Source organism: Salegentibacter holothuriorum (genome assembly GCF_900168045.1).
Taxonomy (GTDB): Bacteria; Bacteroidota; Bacteroidia; order Flavobacteriales; family Flavobacteriaceae; genus Salegentibacter; species Salegentibacter holothuriorum.
In genome coordinates this window covers 809,618-831,258 of sequence record NZ_FUYY01000001.1, presented here as the reverse complement: position 1 = coordinate 831,258, position 21,641 = coordinate 809,618, and the positions used below count along the sequence as shown (strand labels likewise).

The following is a 21,641-nucleotide window of genomic DNA, read 5'->3' as shown; positions in this document are numbered from 1 at the left end:
TTTGAGACAGGTTTATTCTTTTAAGTAATTTTGACTTATAACTCAAAAGAAAACTTGATAGTTTTGTATATCCTGAATTTCTTTAGTTCCATAATTTATTCCATCCTTTGATAGGGATACTTCCACATTTTGATAAGTACGGGTATCACCATTAAATACACCTAATTTCATGGCATCAAAATTCACTTTTTGCCCAAGATCAATAATCATTAAGCCATTAGAATCTAAACCATAGTAACCGGTACTGGCTCCATTTACACCAATACCGTCTCCTAATACTGATGGCGCATCATGACCTGCCGGTAGCACTAACTCAGTTCCTTCACTTATTAAGGTGACTTCAGTTAAATGACTCCAGGAATTTGTGGTACTCCCATTCATTTGTATCTTAATATATTGGTTACTCGTAAAGTTGAACGTATTAAAATTCTGTACATCTTTAATAAGTGCGGGTTTGTACTGGTTTCCATCTGTTGAAAGAGACACTTCTACATCTTCGTAAATACGAGCGTCACCATTATAAACGCCCAATTTTACGGCATCAAAATCATAACCCTGTCCCAGATTGATAACTAATAAGCCATTGGAATCTAACCCATAAAAGCCAGTGCTGGCTCCATTAATGCCAATCCCGTCTCCTAATATTGATGGCGCATCATGACCAACCGGAAGTGTATATTCAGCATTGTCATTTATTAGGGTAACTTCAGTTAAATGGCTCCATTGATTTGTGGTACTTCCATTCATTTGTATTTTAATGTATTGGTTTGATCCTGAGGGTGGAGTAGGAGATGCGATGTACTCGTAGTATTTTACATAATCTATCACATAATCAACCGGTAACTGACTTGCATCAACACCGCCAACCCAGCTTCCTCCCAGTTGTTGGGATAATATAAGATGAAAGTCGCGATCAAATGGCCATTGGCGCCAGTCGGCACCTGCTTCTTTATAATAGGTGAATGTAGTAGTCCCGTTAATAGAAAATACTATTTTATTGGGATGCCACTCTACACCGTAGGTATTAAATTCACCAGGGTTCACATTTGCAGTTTTGGTGCTTGGTGAGCTTTTGGTGTTACTGTGCACGGTAGAATGGATGAAATTGTCGAAATTAAGATGTTCCATAATATCTATTTCGCCATAATCTGGCCAACCACCATATTCATTTGTACTACCAAGTAGCCAAATTGCTGGCCAACACCCTTGTGCTGAATCCATTTTGGCACGCACTTCAACCTTGCCATAGGTAAAATTGAATTTGCCTCTGGTCCAAACTCCTCCCGTTAGATAGGGACGTGGATCAGTTTGTGTGTCTGGGTTAACTATTCCTTTTAGATGAAGCTCCCCGTTTGAAACTTCGTAGACTTGATCGTCTGTGGTCATATAGTTTTTCCAATCTGGATTCCCTTCCGGAATTCTGCTCCATTTGGTGGTGTCTATAGTTGTACCATTAAAGTCATCTTGCCAAACCAATTGAAAATTTACTGATGTTGTTAAGTCGAGACTTGTATGTTCTTTTTGATCAATAATTTCTTCATCTGCTTTATCACATCCAGAGAATAGTGCAATGGAAAACAGGATAATCCATGCTTTTTTCATTTTTTTTCATTTTTAGATTAATAAATAGTTTTAATAAAGAAGTTAGTTTACCAGTACAGGCTCATTGAAAAACAGTTCCAGAAAGCAGCAATCCATCTGGTAAGATATTATTTCTTTTGCCTTAGAAATTGAGAGAATCTTTATAGCAATAGGGCTTAGTAAGCTAATCTTAATGGATATTTTCAAAGTCTCAATATCCTATAATTAAATACCTAAGGTATAATTCCTCAATGTAGGCATAATAAGAAGAAGGGAGTTTTAGAGTCTTAGGTGTTCAAACTCCCTTCTATTGAATAATTAGTATACTTGTATTGAGTGCTTTACTCGATAATCAAGATTTAATGTTTCGAAGCTTGCCTCGAAATCCAAAAAAAATCTCTATTTAATGCCTCGCTGGCTTACCACGAGGGAATCTACTATTATTGAATTATAATTTGATTGTTAACCTTATTTGAGATTGTCATTTATAGATGTCTCAGAAAAAGGTAATGGAAAAGTATAATCCTCTTTTGTGATTTCTCCTAAAGGCTGTAAATCTTCCGGGCTTTTATTAGCATTAGCTTCTTTAACCATTTCCAAACGAACCAAATCAAACCAGCGTGTCCTTTCTGCGGCAAATTCCCAGGCTCTTTCCTGTACTACTGCCTTAGCAAATTCTGTCCCTGTCATTCCGCTTAATTCTTCTAAACCTGCTCTACGGCGAATAGAATTTATACTTTCATAAGCTAAAGCATCAGGGCTACCTGTTGCGCGTGCTTGTGCTTCGGCATAGATTGTCAATACATGGGCATAACGCATCATAGACTCTGGTACTGATGAGCTCCAGGTTCTTATATCTCCCTTAATATAGTACTTTTCGTAATATGGATGCCCTGTTTGGCTGTCTTGCCACGGGATCACCTCTCCGTTTCCGGTTATAAATTCGGTACGAAAAGTTACTTCCTTTCTTACTCCTTCAGGGAAGTCATGAAAGAAATTTAACTCAGCAAAAAAATCATCCCATCCAGATTCTTCTCCTGGCATTGCTGCTGATCCATAATTGGCATTGGTGGTACTGCCGTTACCTCTAAATGTAGAAATCTGAAATACTGTTTCCCTGGTGCCATTCTTTTCAGGATCGTTTTCAAAAACTTCTGCAAGGCTGGGAAGAAGCTCAAAACCGTAGGTTTCCTTATTTTCAATTACTTCTTTTGCTTTAGCAGCAGCAAGTGCATACTTATCGATTTGCTTTAATGGCCATCCTGCTTCGGTTAAATAAACATCGGCAAGATAGGCTTTAACCGTACCTTTATTAGGGCGGCCTGCATCCCGTTTTGTATTCGGAACTTTTTCCTCCGCCATTTTTAAATCAGACTCTATTAAAGCATATACTTCTTCGGGAGAAGATTTTCCGATAGATAAGAGGTCGTCGGTATATTCCGCTTGTGTGAGAAGGGGAATTTCTCCGTATAATCTTACCAACCAATAATAAGAGACCGCTCGCACAAAATAGGCTTCACCAGCAATGGTATTGATATGTTCTTCATTTCCCTTGGTGTTTTCATAATTTGCAATAATGTTATTTGCACCTTGAATCGCTTTATAACAACCTGTGTATAAGGCTTGTGTTCTCTGGTTGGTTTCGGAAACATTAAATTGATCAAACTCCCTAAAGCTGGCTTTGTTGCTGGCCTTATGGGTGGTTACATCATCACCCCCCATGGTTGCCGCTATTGAAGTGGAATGTAAAAAACCAGAGCCCCAAGTAGTACCCCAGGCTTTATAGGCTCCTGTTAGGGCAGCTTCAAGGCCTTCTTCGCTACTTAAAGCCGAATTACCTACTAAGGCCCCATTTACTTCCTCATCAAGAAAGTCTGAACATCCCAGTAGTAGCATTGAAAAAGCTGCTATAAAAAATATTTTAAACGTTTTCATACAAAGATTTTTTTATTAAAAAGTTAAATTAAGTCCTACAGTATAAGTTTTGGAATTAGGATAGGCACCATAATCAATACCTTGAGCTGTATCTGTAGCTGAACCAATATTGCTTGATTCTGGATCTATACCTGAATAATCTGTAATGGTGAATAAATTTGTCGCGCTTAAAGATAGTCTCAGCTTAGTTTCTTTAAGAAATGATTCCGGTAACTCATAAGCCAAGCTTATATTCTTTAAACGAATGTAATCTCCCTTCTCCACAAACCTACTGGATTGAGTATACATAACATTGGAATTGCTAAAAGCTGGAATATCGGAAGTTTCATTTACACCCGGAATATACCTGTCTTTTATATCAGACAAAATAAATTGTCTTGCATCTCCACTACCCGTCATTGCGGCACCACGGGTATAGTTAAGCTTATCTATACCAAATACCCCCTGAAAAAATAAGTTTAGGGTAAAGTTGTTATAAGCAAGAGTATTATTCCATCCAGCTGTTGTAGTTGGAATTCCTTTTCCTATTATTTGAAAATCATCTGTGGTAATGGTACCGTCATCATTAAGATCTTCATATCTTGAATCTCCTGGCACCGCATTATACCTGCTTGCCTCTTCTTCCTGCCCCGGTTTCCAGGTTCCTAAATATTCCAATCCCCAATAAGAGGCTAAAGACTCCCCGGGCATTAACATAAACTCACTAGTTGTAGATAATCCTGCACCCACACCGGTACCTTGTGGTATTCTCGAAGCAATTCCACCAAGGCTTACCACTTTATTCTTAACTGTTGATACATTCAAATTACTTGACCAGCTAAATAATTCTGTATTAAAAATATCTGCACTTAACGCAAACTCAAAACCTTTATTCTCAATTTCTCCTACGTTTTGCGTTTGAGTTCCACCTCCCACATAAGAGGGTAGTGCCTGGTTTAAAAGCAAATCTTTTGTTTCTTTTTTGAAATAATCAACTTCTACAGAAAGCCTTCTATCAAAGAATTGCATTTCCAGTCCGATATCGGTTTGGGAAGTTGTTTCCCATTTTAAATTTGAGTTTCCGGGATTACCTATTTGAATTCCGCTTGTTACCCCGCCGCTATTAAATGCCATTGGGGTATTTGTATTGTAAGCGCTCAAAGTAGCATAAGGATTAATGGCCTGGCTACCGGTTTTTCCCCAACTACCCCGCAGTTTTAAATGATCGAAAACATTTAAATTTTGGATAAATTCTTCTTCAGAAAGAACATATCCTAATGCGAAAGAAGGAAAGGTGCTAAACCTATTATCTTCAGAAAATTTTGACGATCCATCCCTACGAACAGCTATAGAAGCCAGTAATTTATCATTATAGGTATAATTAAATCTACCTAAATAAGATAACAGACTCCATTTGGTATAACCCGAGCCAACTGAATATGATTCCGCAAGTGGTAAGTTATAATACCCTAATGAAGGAAAAAGCAGGGTATTACCCGTAGAAGAAAAATAATTATTGGTAAACTGTTGTGTCTCAAAAACTGCTACTGCACTAATTTTGTGAACATCATTAAAAGTTCTATTATAATTTAAGGAATTAGTACCTTGTAATGTAATTTGCTCACTTGAGGAACGGCTTGCGCCGGGATTGTTTTGGCTAACGGCATTTCCTAAAAAGCTTTGACCTTGCCCGTTTACGTAATTCACGGCATAGTTTAAATCTACCGATAGTCCTTCTACGGGTAATTTATAATTTATATTACCTATAATATTTGCAATGTTTCTTTGGTTGTCATTATTCCTTTCATAAAGCAGGGCTGCAGGACTATAGGTGAAAGACCCCACTGGATCTGAAAGTATATAATCACCATTTTCATCATAAACCGGAGTGGTTGGAGCCCAGGCCAGGGCTTGCACTACCGGATTAGAGGTTCCGCTTCTTAGCCCTGTATTATGATTTTCCAGACGTGTAGCATTAATGTTTACACCAATAGTTAAATTATCGTTTATTTCAGAATTTATATTGGAACGTATCCCATAACGTTTAAAATCGGAATTTTCAATGATCCCTTTTCTGTCAATATAATTCCCCGAAACCAAATAAGAGGTTTTTTCGCCACCGCCTGAAACGTTCACTTTATGTTCCTGACCCCAGGCAGTTCTAAATATCACATCCTGCCAATCTGTGCCTCCATTTGCACTATAACTGGCAATTTCTTCTGGAGTGTAGACCGGCGAAATCCCTAAAGCATCAGAACGTTCATTTACTATCTGCGCAAATTCTTGAGCCCCTAATACATCCCATTTCTTTATAACTTCAGATACAGAGAAATTACCTTCGTATGAAACCTGCATTTCACCTTTTGTACCATCTTTAGTGGTGATTATTACCACCCCATTAGCACCTCTACTTCCGTAGATTGAGGTTGATGCCGCGTCCTTAAGAACCTGGATAGATTCTATGTCACTTGGATTTACCATATTAAAATCTGCACCCACATAACCGTCAATAACGTATAAGGGGTCATTATTTCCCAATACAGAGTTTGCACCTCTAATTCTTACCCGGGACTCACCGCCAGGTGCACCACCTGCTTGTGTAACTTGTACACCAGCAGCCCTTCCCTGTAATACCTCGTCAACGCGGGTTACAGGTTGTTGTGCAAAATCTTCGGTGGAAACTACTGAAATAGATCCTGTTAAATCTTTTTTACTTTGGGTACCATATCCAACTACAATCACTTCATCCAGTGCAGAGGCCTCATTTTCCATATTAATGTTAATCTCGTTTCTTCCATTTACCCGGATTTGTTTTGATGCATAACCAATAAAACTTATTTCTAAGATGGCATTTTCAGAAACTTCAATAGCATAATTTCCATCAAAATCGGTCATTACACCGTTTGTAGTGCCTTTTTCTAAAATATTAGCACCAGGAATTGGAATACCCGTTTCTGCTTCAGTTACCGTTCCAGTTACCTCAATAGATGCTTGCGCAAGCATATCGAGTTGAACCGATAGAAGTACTGTACATAGAATTAAAAATTTTCTCATAAGGTTTAATAAATTAAAATAATTTAGTTAGTTGAATTTTTATTAAATAGTGTGTTGTTTTATAACATATCATACTTGTAACTTGAATTGTAATTTTAAATCATAATTGAATTGTTTTAAGGTTAATACTTCATCATTATTTTTGCCCAGAGGTTATTTTTATACTTAGCTATAGAAGTTTTAAACAAATCATTTGCTTTCTCTGGTTTTTTTAAACCTCTATAGCCAAGTGCTTCCAGATAGTATGCATACGAAATTGTCTTTTCGTTCCCAAGTGTAGCCTGCGAAACTCCGATGGATCTGTTATCTGAATCACCTTCCCTAAGTTCTTTTCCTTTAGTTATTAGAGTTTTAAAAAGGTGCTCTGCTTTGTCAGGCCGTCCTAATTTTTGAAATGATTTTCCCTGGAAATAAAGTAGATCGGTCATTCCGGGACCATTTTGAGAAGCAACGCTATTTTGATATTTATTTTTGGCCTGCTCAATATTTCCCATTTTTTTATAAGCTTCTCCCATAAAATAATAGATCATGGCATTTTTCTCGTCGTGAAGTGGTTTTCCAACTTCAAGATTTTCTGGATAGAGTAGTGCTTTGTTTAATAAACTAATGGCTGTTTTATATTCCTTATTCTTTATAAGATGAAGGGCTTTAATGGTATGAGCATTTACATAGTTCCAATAGGTCTCCCTTCCACCTTCCCAGGTTCTAAAGTGATGATTTTCCAGGAAGTTGATGGCCTTATCATATTCTCCGTTCAGATTTAATAATTTTACATAGGTTTTGGGTGCCGCTACGTCCTTTTTTACGATATCGAGGTTGTTACGGAAAATGCTAAGCATACTCTTAAAGTCCTGTTTAGACTCATCATAATATTGCGATAATTCATCGTACCAAAGCGGGTATGAATTATCAAGCGAGATGGCTTTAGTCATATAATCTATAGCCTGGTCAGGATTTTTTTGATGGTGAAAAGCACCAAAAGCAAGATTTCGCCATACCATAGGGAAAGAACGGTCTAATTTAGTAGCACTTTGCCAGTGAGCCATAGCCTCCTCTGGTCTGTTGTCATAAAGTAGATTTCCTAATAAATACTTTGCCGTGGCATCTCCATTATCTGTTTCCAGAGCATATTTAAGTACTTTTTCAGTTTCTGTTCTATATGGAAATACATAATCTAAAGAACTTTCCTTTGCCATTTTCTGCATTTTGGAAGCCTTTTCAGTATTTCCAGAATTTGCATAAAACCAGGAGAGGTAATAGAATGTTAAAGGATTTTTCGGGCTTTTAATCTCAGACAAAAGGGAAATGCCTTCTTTTAATAAACCGGCATTCATGTAATGTGTAGCAACTTCTAAATAATTGTTTTCTACATCTTGCATATTTTTGTGCCATTTAAGAAGGGAAGCGTCATTTTGTAAAATACTCTTTTCGTAAAGAGCCGAAAAATTTAGAGGGTCATAGGATAATAAATCGTCAATTAATTCTGTCGCCTTTTCTGAATCTCCTACTTCGCGTAAAAGTGCGCTATATAAAATATTTATCCTCCCATCCCTTGTATTTGTGGAATAGGCCGCCTCTATATACTCCAGGGCTTTTTGATAATTAGCATTTTTAGTTTCAATTTGAGCTAACTCGAAGTTACCCGAAGACAGCCATTGATAATACCAGGTAGCACGTCCAAAATTCGTGTAGGCCTGGTCAATAAGTCCTAATTCCTTTTGGGCAAGTCCCATATAATAGTAGAGCTCTCCTTCTTTAGGTTGATAATATTTAATTTTGAGTTTATTGGCGGCAGTTTTAAAATAGGAAAGTGCCTCTTCGTATTTGGTTTGGTTTAATCGTCTAATACCTAAAGCTATATTCACTCTATAATCTTGTGGTGATTTTTCTAAGGCGGCCAAATAATAATTGTCAGGGTTTATTCCCGCCCTTTTGAACTGTTCCACAAAACGGCCGGTAAGATAAAGGTCCTCTACAGATTCCAATTCTTCCGGCTTTTTAATCCTTTCCTGGGGTTCGGGTAATTCTGGCTCTTCGGGTGTATGCGGAGTATAAGAAATCAGTAAATTTCCTTTGCTATCCTTTAATTTAAGAGAAAGTTTAAATTCATTAATTGTTTTCTCACTTTTATAAGTCGCCGTGAAAGGATTGTCTGGAGCAATATCAATATTTTTCTTTGCCAAAATATTATTTCCACTTTTTAAAATTAACTGAGCATTTTTAAAAGCTCTGGTTGTATTAAACCCGTAGAAAACTGTTTTATCATTGCGCATCTGTAGTGCTACCGAAGCATCTTTAGTTGAACTTTTTACAATTTCCAGGTCACGAATAGGATACCAGTAATTCTTAGCGTCTTTTACCGAATTTGGGAGAATCCAACTATAATCTGGTTGATTATTTGAAAAAGTTCCTGTCATCAGTTCAACGTAGGCTTTGCCATCGTCAGTAAGTTTTCGTCTTGCGTTTTGGCCTTGTAGCCCGGGACCAAACTGCCATAGTTTTGAAGTGCTGTTTTCAATGGGGTTACCTACATGAACAGTTCCTGCGTTTTGGCCGTAATCATACCCCCCAATAAAGCCCTCTTTCGCATCCCACATAAAGATTGAAACCGGATTAGGATGATTTTTCCACCAGGTAAGATCTACACCTTCGGTATAATCAATTCCATTATAATTTTGATGTGAAACAGGCCATGCTGTAAAGCTTGTATTGTTATGAAATACACCTATTTCCTGGCTTGGAGGCCAAAAAGTGCGAAAGTCATCATTTGCGGTAATGGCCACATTGGCCCAAAAAAGAAAGTTCTTGGTTAAGGTATTTGTGTTATTAATGCGATAATCTACTTCAATAAAAGAACGTCCTGGACGCAATGTTATCCCTACAACTCCCCGTAAATCCATGGTTTTTTCGGTTTCGCCAATCCAAATAGTAGCACTACCATCTTCGTTTTTTATCATTCTATAGTCGCTGGGCAACATAGTAGTGGTTCGATGATGATGCGGGAAGCACCATTCAATACCACCTGAGACCCAGGCGCCAAGGGTGCCTATAAGATCTGGTTTAATAACACTATTAATATGGAATAATTCGTGTCCGTTGGTTTTGTCTATCGCAGAGAATAAGCGACCGCCAAAAGCCGGTAATACTTTAAGCTTGATGTATTCATTCTCTAAGTAGAGCATTTCATACTCGGTATCCATAAGTTGATTTCCTAAATTTGTTTGAGATGGATATGGATATACTCGGCCCTCGGCTCCCTGAACAGCTCTTCCGGTATAGAATATAGGGCTGGTTTTATTTTCACCCATTTTATAAGTAGGGATAACTTCTGTTCCTTTATATATTTTTACCTGTGCATTGAGATTCATACCAATGAAGAGGGGAAAAATGACCAGTAAAAGGCGAAAACGTTTTAGTTGTTTCATTTTAATTCACTTATTTTTTAATAATTAGTACCTGTAATTTTGAAGTAAAAAAACTCTATACAGTCTTGGTCAATTTTTTACCTTTATAAAAAAACCAAACCAATTTTAAGATTAATTAACGAAACTCTCAGAATCAGAGCTATACAAAGCCTGTTCAAAGTTTTGCATACTTTTTGAATACCGCATGAAAGACCATACATACTTACAATATTGCTTATTTCAGATAGAAGAAAAATTTGACTGGGGGAAATCTCAATCGTGGAAAGAAACCGAATTTTTACGCTTATCTGAAATAATCTCTAAAGAAACTGAGATATCAATAAGTCCGCACACACTTAAAAGATTGTATGGTAAAATTAAATATAAAGAGCACTATAATCCACAACGAGCAACAAAAGATGCTTTAGCCAAATTTATAGGATATGCCAACTGGGGAGCCTTTATCACCTATTATGATGATGAAATTCGTGATGAACCACAAAAGGTAAAACCACGTTTCTGGAAGCAGAAAAGAAATAAAATAGGATTTGTTGCTTTGGCGGGATTTGTTTTGATATTGTTTCTAATACAATGGACAGATACAATTGCGGCCTTTGGTAATAAGGAGCATGAAAGTTCTTTCACCTTCAATACTAATGATACTATCGCGAAGGCACCCCATACCGTATCGGTAAGATATAATATTGAGAATGTAGAATCTGATAGTACATATCTTGATTTTGACTTTGATCACCCCATAACTGGGCCCGCAATAAAGAATTTAGATAATCAACGTTCTTTATATAATTATACTTATCAAATTCCAGGCTATTATCATATTAAATTAACCAGTCAAGGACAGCATCTTGACGGGAAAAATATACTGGTAACCTCAGAAGATTGGTTTAGTTATTATTATCCTGAAGGCAAACAAGTTCTTTGGCTGGATAACCAGATAAAAACTTTGAAAGAAGATGGGTATTTATATCAAACCTCTGAAAGTTTACTCGATGAAGGATTTGATATTAACTCGGTTTATTATGTAGAACACCGAATTTTTAAAAATTTTCAAATTGATGGTGATAATTTTGAAATGAAAGTAAGGTTCAAGAATTCAGAAAAAAGCGGAGGAATAACTTGTTATGACTTTTTCCTGACTTTGTTTTGTGAAAAGGATATTGCCAGTTTTAGCTTAATGGAAAAGGGATGCTCAAGTTATTCCGGGATAAAAGTGGGGAAATTGGAATTAAATGGAGTTGATGAAGACCTGTCATCCTTAACTTTTGATTCTGATTGTTGGAACAATCTTAGTGTCACCGTAAGAGAAAACCGAGTTAAGGTTTTTATCAATAAGGAATTGGTGTTCTCTAATACTTATGAAGGCTCAAACGGAAATATTGTAGGAATAGGCCAATTGTTCAAAGGAACCGGGAAGTTAGATTATCTACGCATAAAAGATCTTGGTACGAATAAGGAGTTTTTTGATGATTTTGAGGAGGTTATAAAATAATTGTCTTTAGCAACATTATAAGCTAATAAATGTTATGCGGGAAAGTAGGTTTAATTAGTTTATGTGGGCTTAGGTCGTATTGTTAAGATAGAAATATCAAAATAGTACAAGAACATTTTACGCTTACTAACGAAAAATATTCATCAAAAAAGGTGTAATATTTTTGGGTAATTCTAAAGTATTTCGGCCTTCCTCCTTATCTTTATATTCGTTAATAATCAATCAAACTTTTACAATAATGAAGAAGCTATATTTTTTCCTGATGCTTTCGGGAATATGCCTTTCTGCAACAGCTCAAACAATGACTCCCGAAAAACTATGGGGACTTGAGCGAGTTTCTCCAATAGGCTTAACCAATGATAGGGAGCAGGTTATTTTTTCAACCAGGTCTAACGATATTAATAGTAATTCTAGCAGTTCAAAAAACTTTGTGCTTTCTCTTAAAGGTGGAGAACCAATCCAAATAAAATCTTACGATAGTATTTTTACAGACACTAAAGTTTCGCCGTCTGGCGAATACAAAATAGTGTCAAAAGAAGTGAAAATTCAGCCTGTTAGCGGAGAGGATTTTTATCCTGAAATGAAAAAATCTGATGTCTATATTTACGATGATCTTAATTACAGGCATTGGGATACCTGGGAGGATGGTAAGTACAGCCATTTATTTATAAAGAATCGTTCTTCAGAAGAAGAATGGGACATTATGGAAGGAGAACCTCATGATACCCCTTTACAGCCATTTGGAGGCTCAGAAGATTATATCTGGAATAAAGATGGTAGCAAAGTGTTTTATGTTTCTAAAAAAGTAAAGGGAAGGGAATATGCAGAAAGTACCAATACTGATATCTATTCCTATGACATAGCTTCCAAAACCACTACCAATTTAACCGATGAGAATGAAGGTTATGATACTTCGCCTGCAATTTCTAAAAACGGAACACTTGCCTGGTTGCAAATGGATGAACCCGGATACGAAGCCGATAAAAATGACATTATAGTTCTGAAAGATGGCGAAAAACTGAATCTTACCAAAGATTGGGATGGGACAGTAAGTAGCTTTCTATGGAGTGAAGATGGAAAAAAGCTTTTCTTTATTGCTCCAACTATGGGTACAAAGCAATTATTTGAAGTGAATATTCCAGGAAAAGCTTCTCCTGAAGTTAAACAAATTACCAAAGGTCAATTTGATATCACCGGAATGGTAGGACAATCAGATAAAAAAATGGTGGTGACCAGAACAGATATGAATCACGCTTCAGAGATTTATACCGTAAATCTTAAAAGCGGAAAAATGGATCAGCTAACCCATGCAAATGATGCTTTTTACAATAAAATTAAACTGAGCGAGGTAGAAAAAAGGATGATTCCAACTACCGATGGAAAAGAAATGTTAACCTGGGTAATTTACCCACCAGACTTTGACCCAAACAAAAAATATCCAACGCTGCTTTACCTTCAGGGTGGGCCTCAATCTCCTTTATCACAATTTTATTCCTTCAGATGGAATTTTCAACTAATGGCGGCGAAAGGTTATATTGTAGTTGCTCCAAACCGAAGAGGAATGCCGGGTTATGGTGTGGAATGGAACGAACAGATAAGTGGCGACTGGGGAGGTCAAAATATGAAAGATTATCTCTCAGCCATAGATGAATTGAGTAAGGAGGACTTTATCGATAAAGAAAGGATTGGAGCTGTAGGCGCAAGCTATGGCGGATATTCGGTTTATTATCTTGCGGGTCACCATGATAATCGTTTTAAAACTTTTATTGCTCACGATGGGATATTTAATACTCGTAGCATGTATGGAACTACAGAAGAACTTTTCTTTGTAAATAAAGATCTTGAAGGTGCATACTGGCAAAGTCCAACACCCAAAGCATACACTGAATTTAATCCTATTAATTTCGTTGAAAAATGGAATACTCCCATGTTGATTATTCAGGGAGGGAAGGATTTCAGGGTTCCAATTGGGCAGGGTCTTGAAGCCTTTCAGGCTGCACAGCTAAAAGGTTTAAAAAGTAAGCTGCTTTATTTTCCTATGGAAAACCACTGGATTTTAAGCGCCCAAAACGGGATCATCTGGCAAAGAGAATTCTTTAAATGGCTGGAGGAAACTTTGTAAGTTAAATTGAATCAGGAAATAATGGTTTCGGAGGATGCGTTACATTTCCTGAAACCAAAATTAATATTTCTTTTTACTCGATAATCGAGATTGAATGCTCCGAGGCTTGCCTCGAAATCAAATTATATTTTTCAATATTAATGCTTCGTGAGCTTGCTCCGAAGTAGTTTACTCCCTCGTAAACTTTTTCCGGGGGAGTTTATTTTTATAGTGTATTAGATGGTTTTTCAATAATTTATTCCAAAACTACACCAACTCCAATTTTACCCAGCAAATAAGGATTATGATCAATAATTAGAATATCATTGGCTTCGCTGAGTTTTTTGAGTATAGCATACAGTAGATCTATATCGGCATAATGAAGTCCTGTGCTGGGTTCATCTAAAATATAAAGTACACCGTTAGCTTCGGCCTGTAGCCAGTTCAACAATAATAATCGTTGCTTCTCTCCAGAAGAAAGAGATTGTACCGGCTGGTTCAATCTAAGATGCTCCAACCCGATTTCCTCTAATTGATTCAGGAATTCTTGGGTTTTAGGATTTACAGTAAGCTTATCTAACCATTCTTTTAATTCTATGATATTCAGGGAAAGTACTTCTGTTATATTTTTCGTTTCAACAGAATGCGCCAGTATATGAGTCCGATAGCGTTTCCCCTTGCACACTTCACATTTTTCAATGGCATTGGCGGCAATATCAAGACTGGTTTCCACATAGCCTTTTCCTTTGCAATTTGGGCACTGACTGCTCTTGGTTTTATAGGAGAAATCTTTGGCCTTTAAGCCGGTTTCAGCTGCAAAGATTTTGCTGACTTCCTTTAAAATATCCAGGTAGGAAATCAATAAAGTAGCCGCGTGAGTATTAAGCTTTTTAGGCTCAAAATAATGAGCGCCTGTATAATTTTCAGGAAAGTCTATGCTCTTACAATTCACCGGCTGGCCGGTTTCAATACTGGGCACCAGGATATCTTTCACCAGGGTGGTTTTCCCTATACCAGATTTTCCTGTTAGTGCAGTAATGCCCCCAATAGGCAGGGATAATGAATCCCTTACCAAAGTATGCCTGGCTAGCTTATTAATAGTAATGTGCTCTTTCCCCTGTTTAAGTTCCACCGCTTGGGTAGGCGCTTTCAGAAATGGATGGCAATCGGCTTGTTGTAATAAACCTTCGGTGCTGCCTTGATAAGTGATATAGCCACCTAATTTTCCCGCTTTAGGACCAATTTGCACTATATGATCTGCTTCGTGTATAATGGCTTTATTATGTTCAATGACCACAACTGTATTTCCTTTTTCAATAAGCTCTTTAAGGATTTGAATCAGGTCCGGAATATTATCATTAGATAAGCCTGCTGAAGGCTCATCTAGCAAATAGGTGATGCCTTTAAGCGGACTGTTTAATTGTTTGATAAGTTCTACCCTTTGATTTTCTCCACCCGAAAGTGTAGGCGATTTTCGGTTTAGTTGCAAGTGGTCAATGTGTAATTGCTTAGCTCTAACAATAGTGTTGATTAAATGAGGTTCAATCTTGGTAAGTAGTTTTCCATCAATATTTTTCCCGGTGGAATTTTCGGCTAGCCACTGGCCAAGCGCTTTAAAATCCATTGATTTAATGTCATGAATAGATTTGTCCGCTATTTGAAAAGCCAATCGTTCCGGTTTTAATCCACTGCCCTTGCAATGGCTGCATTCTCTATTTGAAAATAGCGCAGTTAGCTGACTTATATTTTTATTCTTTCGGGTTTTGAAATACTCGTCTTGTAAGTAATGGTAAAGGCCTTCCCACTTCATACTTAAGGCTTGTGTACCTTCCCTTGTTTTAGTTTTGTACAACCAGTTGGCTTTCCATACTTTTTCACCCGCTCCGTTAAGTAAAATTCCTTTTTGTGAGTCGCTCAGCTCTTTAAAAGGGGTTTCCAGGTTAAATTCATGTTCTTTACCAACTTTTTTTAAGATCGCCATATGCTTTCCTGACGGATCGCCGTAATACCCTAATACTTTATTATGAGCAAAGAGTCCGTTGGTAATGCTTTTATTCTCATCCAGTATAAGTTTGTTGAGGTCGGGGAGTAGTTCTTGCCCAATACCTTCACAAACCGCACATTTTCCTAATTCGTGATTGTTTGAAAAATGACTGGCCGATAATTCCTTTCCTTCGTACTGTGCCTTTCTGGAAAAGGCAAAGCGCAAAATTTTATCAATTCCCGTTTGCTTTGCAATATCTGAGCGTTGAGAATAATTCTTTTGCTTTCGGGTGATACAAATAGTAGGAGTAAGCCCTTCAATATGACTAACCTCCAACTGAAAATTCACACCCACTCTAGATTGCTGATAACTTGAAAATTGTTTAGTCATTTCCTGTAGCCCAAAGCCATGCAGCGTATCAATTACCAATGAAGATTTCCCGGATCCGGAAATTCCCGTCACCACGGTTAATTGGTGCTTTGGCAAATCTAAATTGAGATCTTTTAGAGAATGCGTACGCGCACCCTGAATGGAAATTTTATCCCTTTGCTGTACGGGCTCTTCTTTCACTTTAATAGGTTGAACCTTCAGCGAATTATCTACTAAGGTATCACATTGAGATTGAAAAAGTGAATGATTTTCAAAGCAGATAATGCCTGCAGTTTGTTGCTTAAGTTGGTGCAATGCATCTAGCAACTGACTCACATTTTGTTGATGCAATCCTATACTGGGTTCTTCAAGTAGGAGGAGCGTCTTTTTTGATTTCTTGGCGAAATGCTTAGTGAGTTTAATACGCTGCGCTTCTCCACCGGACAAGGTATTGGAGGGCTGCCCCAGTTTGATATAGCCAAGTCCTAATTGCAGCATTAAAGACAGTATTTCTTTGATTTTCTTTTCCTCAGAAAAGAAATCAAAAGCTTCTTCTATGCTTAGATTATAGAGATCTGCAATATTTTTTTTATTCCAATGAACGCGAAGTACTTCTGGTTTAAAACGTTTGCCATTACAGGTAGGACAAACCTGGTTGATACTGCCTAGTGCACTCATGGAGAGGGTGATTACGCCAGCCCCTTCACAGGCTTCACATCTACCGGTTTTATTGTTAAAAGAAAAGGCTCCTTTGGCTAAATTCGAAGTTTTCGCTTCAGGAGTTTTTGCGAGTAGATCCCTTATTTTATCTGCTAAACCTGTATAAGTAGCCGGATTACTTCGGGGCGTTTTACCTATAGGTTGATCGTTTACAGTAAGAAGATTTAGATCTTCCTTTTTACAAAACTGGCTGATGCTTTCAATAATTTGAGGAGTTTTGCGGCTCACCGCTGTCAGCTCCATTTTGCCGGGTTGAAAAGATTCAGCCGACACTTTTTTAGGTTGGATTTTAGGTGTTTTGTTATTCCCTGCTTCCTTTAATGCCGCTAAAGTTGGGCTGCTTAGGTCTTTTGCTTTTAGAAAATTATTAATGGGGCCGTTAAAAACCACTTCGCCGCCGTGTATCCCAGCTTCAGGGCCTAATTCTACTACCCAATCTGCCGACTTTATAAAATCTAAGTCGTGCTCCACCACCATAACCGTATTTCCCCGGCGAATCAGTCGGTTAAGAATATGAAGTAAATACTTTTGATAGGCTGCAGGCAAACCGATAGAAGGTTCATCGAATACATACAAAATACCTTGTAGCTTACTATTTACCTGATTGATGAGTTTGATTCTTTGCCCATCACCAGAGGAAATCTCCATACTTGGCGTGCTTAGCTGGTATTCTTCCATACCCAGACGAATCAAATCATATAATTGGGTACAGATCTTATCTACCAAAACTTGCTCTCCGGCTGTGAATTGCTGAGACTTCAGTTTTGCATATAATTCTATTAAGGAAAGCTCCATCCAGTCTTGAAAATTGAGTCCTTTCCACTTATATTTTAAATGTTCTGCTTTAATGCGCGCACCTTTACAACTAGGGCAAATTTTAGAGCTGGCAAATTTTAAGATATTGGGATTTCTATCACGTCTTAAAATATCCTGCATAATAGGAAGCATTCCTTTATAGAATCCTTCTTCACGAGGTTTGGCTTTAATTCCTTTCCATCTAAGCCTGGACTCCAGGCCGTGCTTCCCAAAAAATACTTTGAGGCGATCACTGCCATTTAGAACCACATCCTGTTGTTCCGCTGTGAGTTCCTTCCATGGTATATCTACATTAAAGCCGTGCGCCTCACACACTTTATTTAATTCCTCTACGGTTATTTGGGAATAGACGATATAGCCATTAGGCAGGGTAGTGGTAATGGCCCCTTCTCTAAGCGTCTTATTTTCATCCCCTACTAATTTATCAAGGTCAATATATTCTGCTTTTCCAATTCCACGACATACCTCGCAGGCTCCTCTAGGGTGATTAAAAGAGAATAGCGACTTACTCATTGTTTCAGCAGCCGAATAGCGGGCAAATAAAATTCTGAATACAGAAGTAAGTTCAGAGAGCGTACCAAAAGTGGTATTGATAGATTGGAAACGTTTAGATTGCTCTACCTTAATAACTGGAGGGAGCTCCTTTATATCATCTACTTCAGCAGTAGGGATTAACTGACTGTTTTGTTGATTGTAAGCAGGTAGGCTCTCTAAAAAATAGCGATAACCTTCGTTAGCAATAACGCCCATAGCGAGGGAGGATTTCCCGGAGCCCGATAGACCCGTCACTACTATTAATTGATTTTTAGGAATGCTAAGATCAATATTTTTAAGATTATTTTGATGGGCATTAATTATGTGCATAAAGGCTTATTGTTTCTCTTTTTTAATAAATATAGACAGACTATAACAGCTTAAAATGAGTTTTATGGAAAACAAAGCATATTATTAATCTCCCCTTAGCTAGTAATTTCTTTTTTAGTTCAGCAACAAGCAAAACTAAGGATGCTTAGAGTATGGAAAAAGTTGTTGAGGGAATAATCGCAATTAAAATTGAATATATCCCAAAATATTTGCTTTCTCATAGGGAATACTTTTCAAATTTCCTCGGAGTAAAAAGGGCTAAAACAATGGTTAATTAATGTGAATTTTCTTCTTTGCTTTAATGTTTGTAATATATTTAAGTAAAAAAGAGATGTTCGGATTATTCAAAAAAAAGTCAAAAGTTGAAAAACTGGAAGTGAAATACAAGAAACTTCTGGAAGAAGCACATCAACTTTCTACCACTAATCGTAGTAAAAGTGATGAAAAAATGTATGAAGCAAATGAGGTTTTAAAGCAAATCGATGAGATTAAAAAATCAGAAGAAGCTTAAATAATCACGTTTGAGATTTAAATATATTTTTAGAAAATAGAGAATCAGTATCCGGTTATCGGAATTTTATCATTTTACTCGTTAATCGAGATTAAATGCTCCGAGATTTGCCTCGAAATCAAATTGTATTTTTGATCATAATGTTCGAGAGCTTGCTCCGAAGTAGTTTACTTCAATAAAAAAAGGAAGCCTTTCGGTTCCCTTTTTTCTTTTAAATTTTTAATCTTTTGTGATTATCCACGGGTAAGCCAACCTCTTTTGCTTGCGGTGGCAATGGCGTATGGAGTGATCCAGAATAAACCAAAAGTATAAAGTATACTATAGGAATACGCCCAGAAAGATTCCGATAAATTATATCTCTTCGCATAGAAAAGTACCGGGAAACTAGACCATATCAGAATACTGAATAAGGTTGAACTTAAGAATAAAATTGGATCCATAGAGATGAAGAAAAGCATCATCAAGATTGTTGGATAACTCATTACTAATTTCAATACCTGGTTGATGAACAGAAGTCGAGATCCGGCTTTAGAGCTTTCCCTGAAATCTGTGAAAACATATTTTGCCATCGAAATATTCTCACGAACGTTACTTCTTCCCCACCTGATAAACATTTTATAAAGTCCGGTGTATTTTTCAGGTACATTGGTATAAGCGAAAGCATTTCTTTGGAAAAGTACGTGATAACCCTGTTTAAGGATCATATTAGTCATTGCACGATCTTCGCCGATATCTGAAGCCTTGCCCATAAAAGTCTGGTTAATCCATTCTTCCAGGCAACCAAAAACAGCCTTCTTCCTGTAAGCCGCAAGTGCACCAGGGGTACAAAGCACCGATTCCAGGCTACTTTCTGCCGAACGAATAAATTCGAAACTAAGCACAAAGCTCACATCCAGCATCTTAGGCAGCATAGCCTTTTTTTCGTTGTTAAGCACACGAATGTTTCCTGCAACAGCGCCGCATTTTTCATTAACTACAAAAGGGCTTACCAGGTTGCGCAGCGTATCTTTAGTAACTTCAGAATCACTATCTACGGTTACTAGAACCTCTCCGGTACTTAAATTGAAGCCTCGGTAAAGCGCGTGTCTTTTTCCTTTGTTTTCTGGTTGCTGGTAGATGTTCAATTGATCTCCAAGCTCCTTTTTAGCCTTTAGCATCCAATCCCAGGTGTCATCTTTACTTCCGTCATCTATGGCGAGTAGCTGTATTTTATGACTGGGATAATCACTTTTAGCCAGGCTTTTAAGCGTTGCCCAAACCTGTTTTCCTTCATTGTAAGCGGGAACTATTACCGTACAGGTTGGTAGTTCTTTATTGCTTACAGAATTAATTGGTTTATACCTAAGGTAGAGGTAAAGATTATAGAAAAAGAATCCGGCTCTAAATAAAAGTAAAGAACCAGTAACTGCTAAAAATGCTAATTCCCAGGTTGAATCGAGACCGTTGAGGTTATATCTGGTGAAGTCACCTTGCAAAACATATACGAGATATGCGGCACCAAAAAGCAAGGCAAGGCTACTGGCACGTACTATTATTCCTCTTAGATCCCTGGACTTATTCTTTTGATCCTTAACGGAAGGTTTATTAGCAGAAGGAACTGATTGATCTGAAGCTATTTTATTACTTTTCATTTTAATGTCTTTTATTATTTGATCTCAAAAGCTTAGGTTATTCCTTTGAGACTACTAAGTGACAAGCTTAGCAATCTACATACCAACTAATTAAAATGCTTATAAAGAGACTTACATTAGAAGCTTCAGAAGAAAACTGGGGATTTTTTCTACGTTTAAACGTTCAATCTTGCCCCATTCCCGAATCTTAGGAATAAAGTAATTATTGAGTTTGGATGTGGATGTATTCCCTATGAATAAAAAAAGGGCTCAACGCTAAAGTCAAACCCTTCTATGGTATTAAAATGAATTAATCTTGAGTCCTTAAACTTCCTGGGCTTCCGTTTCTTCTGAAACTTTTTCCTTTTGAGTTTCATCTGAATCAAGAACATTAAATTTTTCTAATTGTTCTTCTTCACCGGTAAAATATGGGAATACATCAAGAATTGGAGATTCTGTAATGGATGGAATATTATAATCGCCCATAGTTTCTTCCATAGCCGTGGTAGTATTTTCAAAAGCCTCTTTTACATCGTTAGCCTGAACAAGTAAATAAATATTGGTCTTTTTTTCCTTTCCGCTTTCTTCATCCATAGCGACCAGGGAAACTTTTGATTTAAACCATCGGTCTGAATTCTCAAAAGGATGAACTTCTGAGAAATTGGCAACTTTTATATTCATAATCCTGAAATCCTCACTGGTATAAGCCGTCATTTCCTCGGTGATCCTCGCTTCTGCTTCTGTAAAAGATACTGCATCAAGAAGGTAGGTATCTGTAGTCATTTTTTGCTCTCCTGTTTCGTGTGTTTTTTTGTATTTCACCTTACATTCAAACCAAGTTACGCTCATATCTTTATTATTTAGGGATTCAAAAATAGGGTTTATAACAAGTCTCCTGTGTAAAATAATCAATAGATATTCACAAATTTATATACACCTCTTAATCAGTGGATTGTAGTTAAAATATGGATTCTTACGCAATCATAAAATAAACTATGAAGTGAAGATTAAAAATGCTTTTTGAACACTTTCTTTTACTATCTTTATCTGGTTAATTTTAAAATCTTAAAAGATTATGGCAAAAGAAAAATCACCCTCAAAGAATTCGGCCAGGAAGGAGCCGGTTTTGAGTTTAAAGGAAAAGCGCGCTGCTAAAGCCGCTAAGAAAAAGAACAGAACTTGATGAATGTTTTAAATAAAAAT

The 21,641-nt window shown here is 37.1% G+C and carries 10 protein-coding genes; 3 read left to right on the top strand and 7 right to left on the bottom strand.

Annotated elements, in window-relative coordinates:
• Positions 1–42: 42 nt before the first annotated feature.
• From B5X51_RS03605 to B5X51_RS03590, 4 genes are all read right to left on the bottom strand, one after another.
• The gene (locus B5X51_RS03605) at positions 43–1,602 is read right to left on the bottom strand and encodes a glycoside hydrolase family 16 protein (RefSeq protein WP_079719501.1); all 1,560 of its coding nucleotides are present in this window, start codon (positions 1,600–1,602) and stop codon (positions 43–45) included.
• 447 nt (positions 1,603–2,049) lie between these two features.
• The gene (locus tag B5X51_RS03600; RefSeq protein WP_079719500.1) at positions 2,050–3,516 is read right to left on the bottom strand and encodes a RagB/SusD family nutrient uptake outer membrane protein; all 1,467 of its coding nucleotides are present in this window, start codon (positions 3,514–3,516) and stop codon (positions 2,050–2,052) included.
• 15 nt (positions 3,517–3,531) lie between these two features.
• Positions 3,532–6,549: a SusC/RagA family TonB-linked outer membrane protein gene (locus B5X51_RS03595; protein ID WP_079719499.1), complete on the bottom strand. Its 3,018-nt coding sequence runs from the start codon at positions 6,547–6,549 to the stop codon at positions 3,532–3,534.
• Positions 6,550–6,671: 122 nt separating this feature from the next.
• Positions 6,672–9,974, bottom strand: a complete 3,303-nt coding sequence (locus B5X51_RS03590) for a DUF5107 domain-containing protein (protein WP_079719498.1) — start codon at positions 9,972–9,974, stop codon at positions 6,672–6,674.
• Between the two features lie 184 nt (positions 9,975–10,158).
• Here B5X51_RS03590 and B5X51_RS03585 point away from each other — a divergent pair, with 184 nt between their 5' ends.
• Complete coding sequence (locus B5X51_RS03585; protein WP_079719497.1) at positions 10,159–11,463, top strand: hypothetical protein; 1,305 nt, start codon at positions 10,159–10,161, stop codon at positions 11,461–11,463.
• A 238-nt stretch (positions 11,464–11,701) separates the two neighbouring features.
• Positions 11,702–13,585: a S9 family peptidase gene (locus tag B5X51_RS03580; RefSeq protein WP_079719496.1), complete on the top strand. Its 1,884-nt coding sequence runs from the start codon at positions 11,702–11,704 to the stop codon at positions 13,583–13,585.
• 235 nt (positions 13,586–13,820) lie between these two features.
• Here the strand turns inward: B5X51_RS03580 and B5X51_RS03575 are convergent, their stop codons facing one another.
• Positions 13,821–18,317 (bottom strand): excinuclease ABC subunit UvrA, encoded by a 4,497-nt coding sequence (locus tag B5X51_RS03575; RefSeq protein WP_079719495.1) that lies wholly within the window; start codon positions 18,315–18,317, stop codon positions 13,821–13,823.
• Positions 18,318–18,648: 331 nt separating this feature from the next.
• Between B5X51_RS03575 and B5X51_RS03570 the strand changes: the two genes are divergently transcribed.
• The gene (locus tag B5X51_RS03570) at positions 18,649–18,828 is read left to right on the top strand and encodes a Lacal_2735 family protein (RefSeq protein WP_079719494.1); all 180 of its coding nucleotides are present in this window, start codon (positions 18,649–18,651) and stop codon (positions 18,826–18,828) included.
• Between the two features lie 233 nt (positions 18,829–19,061).
• Here the strand turns inward: B5X51_RS03570 and B5X51_RS03565 are convergent, their stop codons facing one another.
• On the bottom strand, positions 19,062–20,459 hold the full coding sequence (locus B5X51_RS03565) for a glycosyltransferase family 2 protein (RefSeq protein ID WP_079719493.1): 1,398 nt from the start codon (positions 20,457–20,459) through the stop codon (positions 19,062–19,064).
• A gap of 303 nt (positions 20,460–20,762) precedes the next feature.
• Positions 20,763–21,287: a DUF4494 domain-containing protein gene (locus B5X51_RS03560; protein ID WP_079719492.1), complete on the bottom strand. Its 525-nt coding sequence runs from the start codon at positions 21,285–21,287 to the stop codon at positions 20,763–20,765.
• Positions 21,288–21,641 lie beyond the last annotated feature (354 nt).

Excerpts from the sequence above, each read along its gene's own strand:
- B5X51_RS03605 (WP_079719501.1), bottom strand. The coding sequence starts at position 1,602 with ATGAAAAAAGCATGGATTATCCTGTTTTCCATTGCACTATTCTCTGGA.
- B5X51_RS03600 (WP_079719500.1), bottom strand. The coding sequence starts at position 3,516 with ATGAAAACGTTTAAAATATTTTTTATAGCAGCTTTTTCAATGCTACTA.
- B5X51_RS03595 (WP_079719499.1), bottom strand. The coding sequence starts at position 6,549 with ATGAGAAAATTTTTAATTCTATGTACAGTACTTCTATCGGTTCAACTC.
- B5X51_RS03590 (WP_079719498.1), bottom strand. The coding sequence starts at position 9,974 with ATGAAACAACTAAAACGTTTTCGCCTTTTACTGGTCATTTTTCCCCTC.
- B5X51_RS03585 (WP_079719497.1), top strand. The coding sequence starts at position 10,159 with ATGAAAGACCATACATACTTACAATATTGCTTATTTCAGATAGAAGAA.
- B5X51_RS03580 (WP_079719496.1), top strand. The coding sequence starts at position 11,702 with ATGAAGAAGCTATATTTTTTCCTGATGCTTTCGGGAATATGCCTTTCT.
- B5X51_RS03575 (WP_079719495.1), bottom strand. The coding sequence starts at position 18,317 with ATGCACATAATTAATGCCCATCAAAATAATCTTAAAAATATTGATCTT.
- B5X51_RS03570 (WP_079719494.1), top strand. The coding sequence starts at position 18,649 with ATGTTCGGATTATTCAAAAAAAAGTCAAAAGTTGAAAAACTGGAAGTG.
- B5X51_RS03565 (WP_079719493.1), bottom strand. The coding sequence starts at position 20,459 with ATGAAAAGTAATAAAATAGCTTCAGATCAATCAGTTCCTTCTGCTAAT.
- B5X51_RS03560 (WP_079719492.1), bottom strand. The coding sequence starts at position 21,287 with ATGAGCGTAACTTGGTTTGAATGTAAGGTGAAATACAAAAAAACACAC.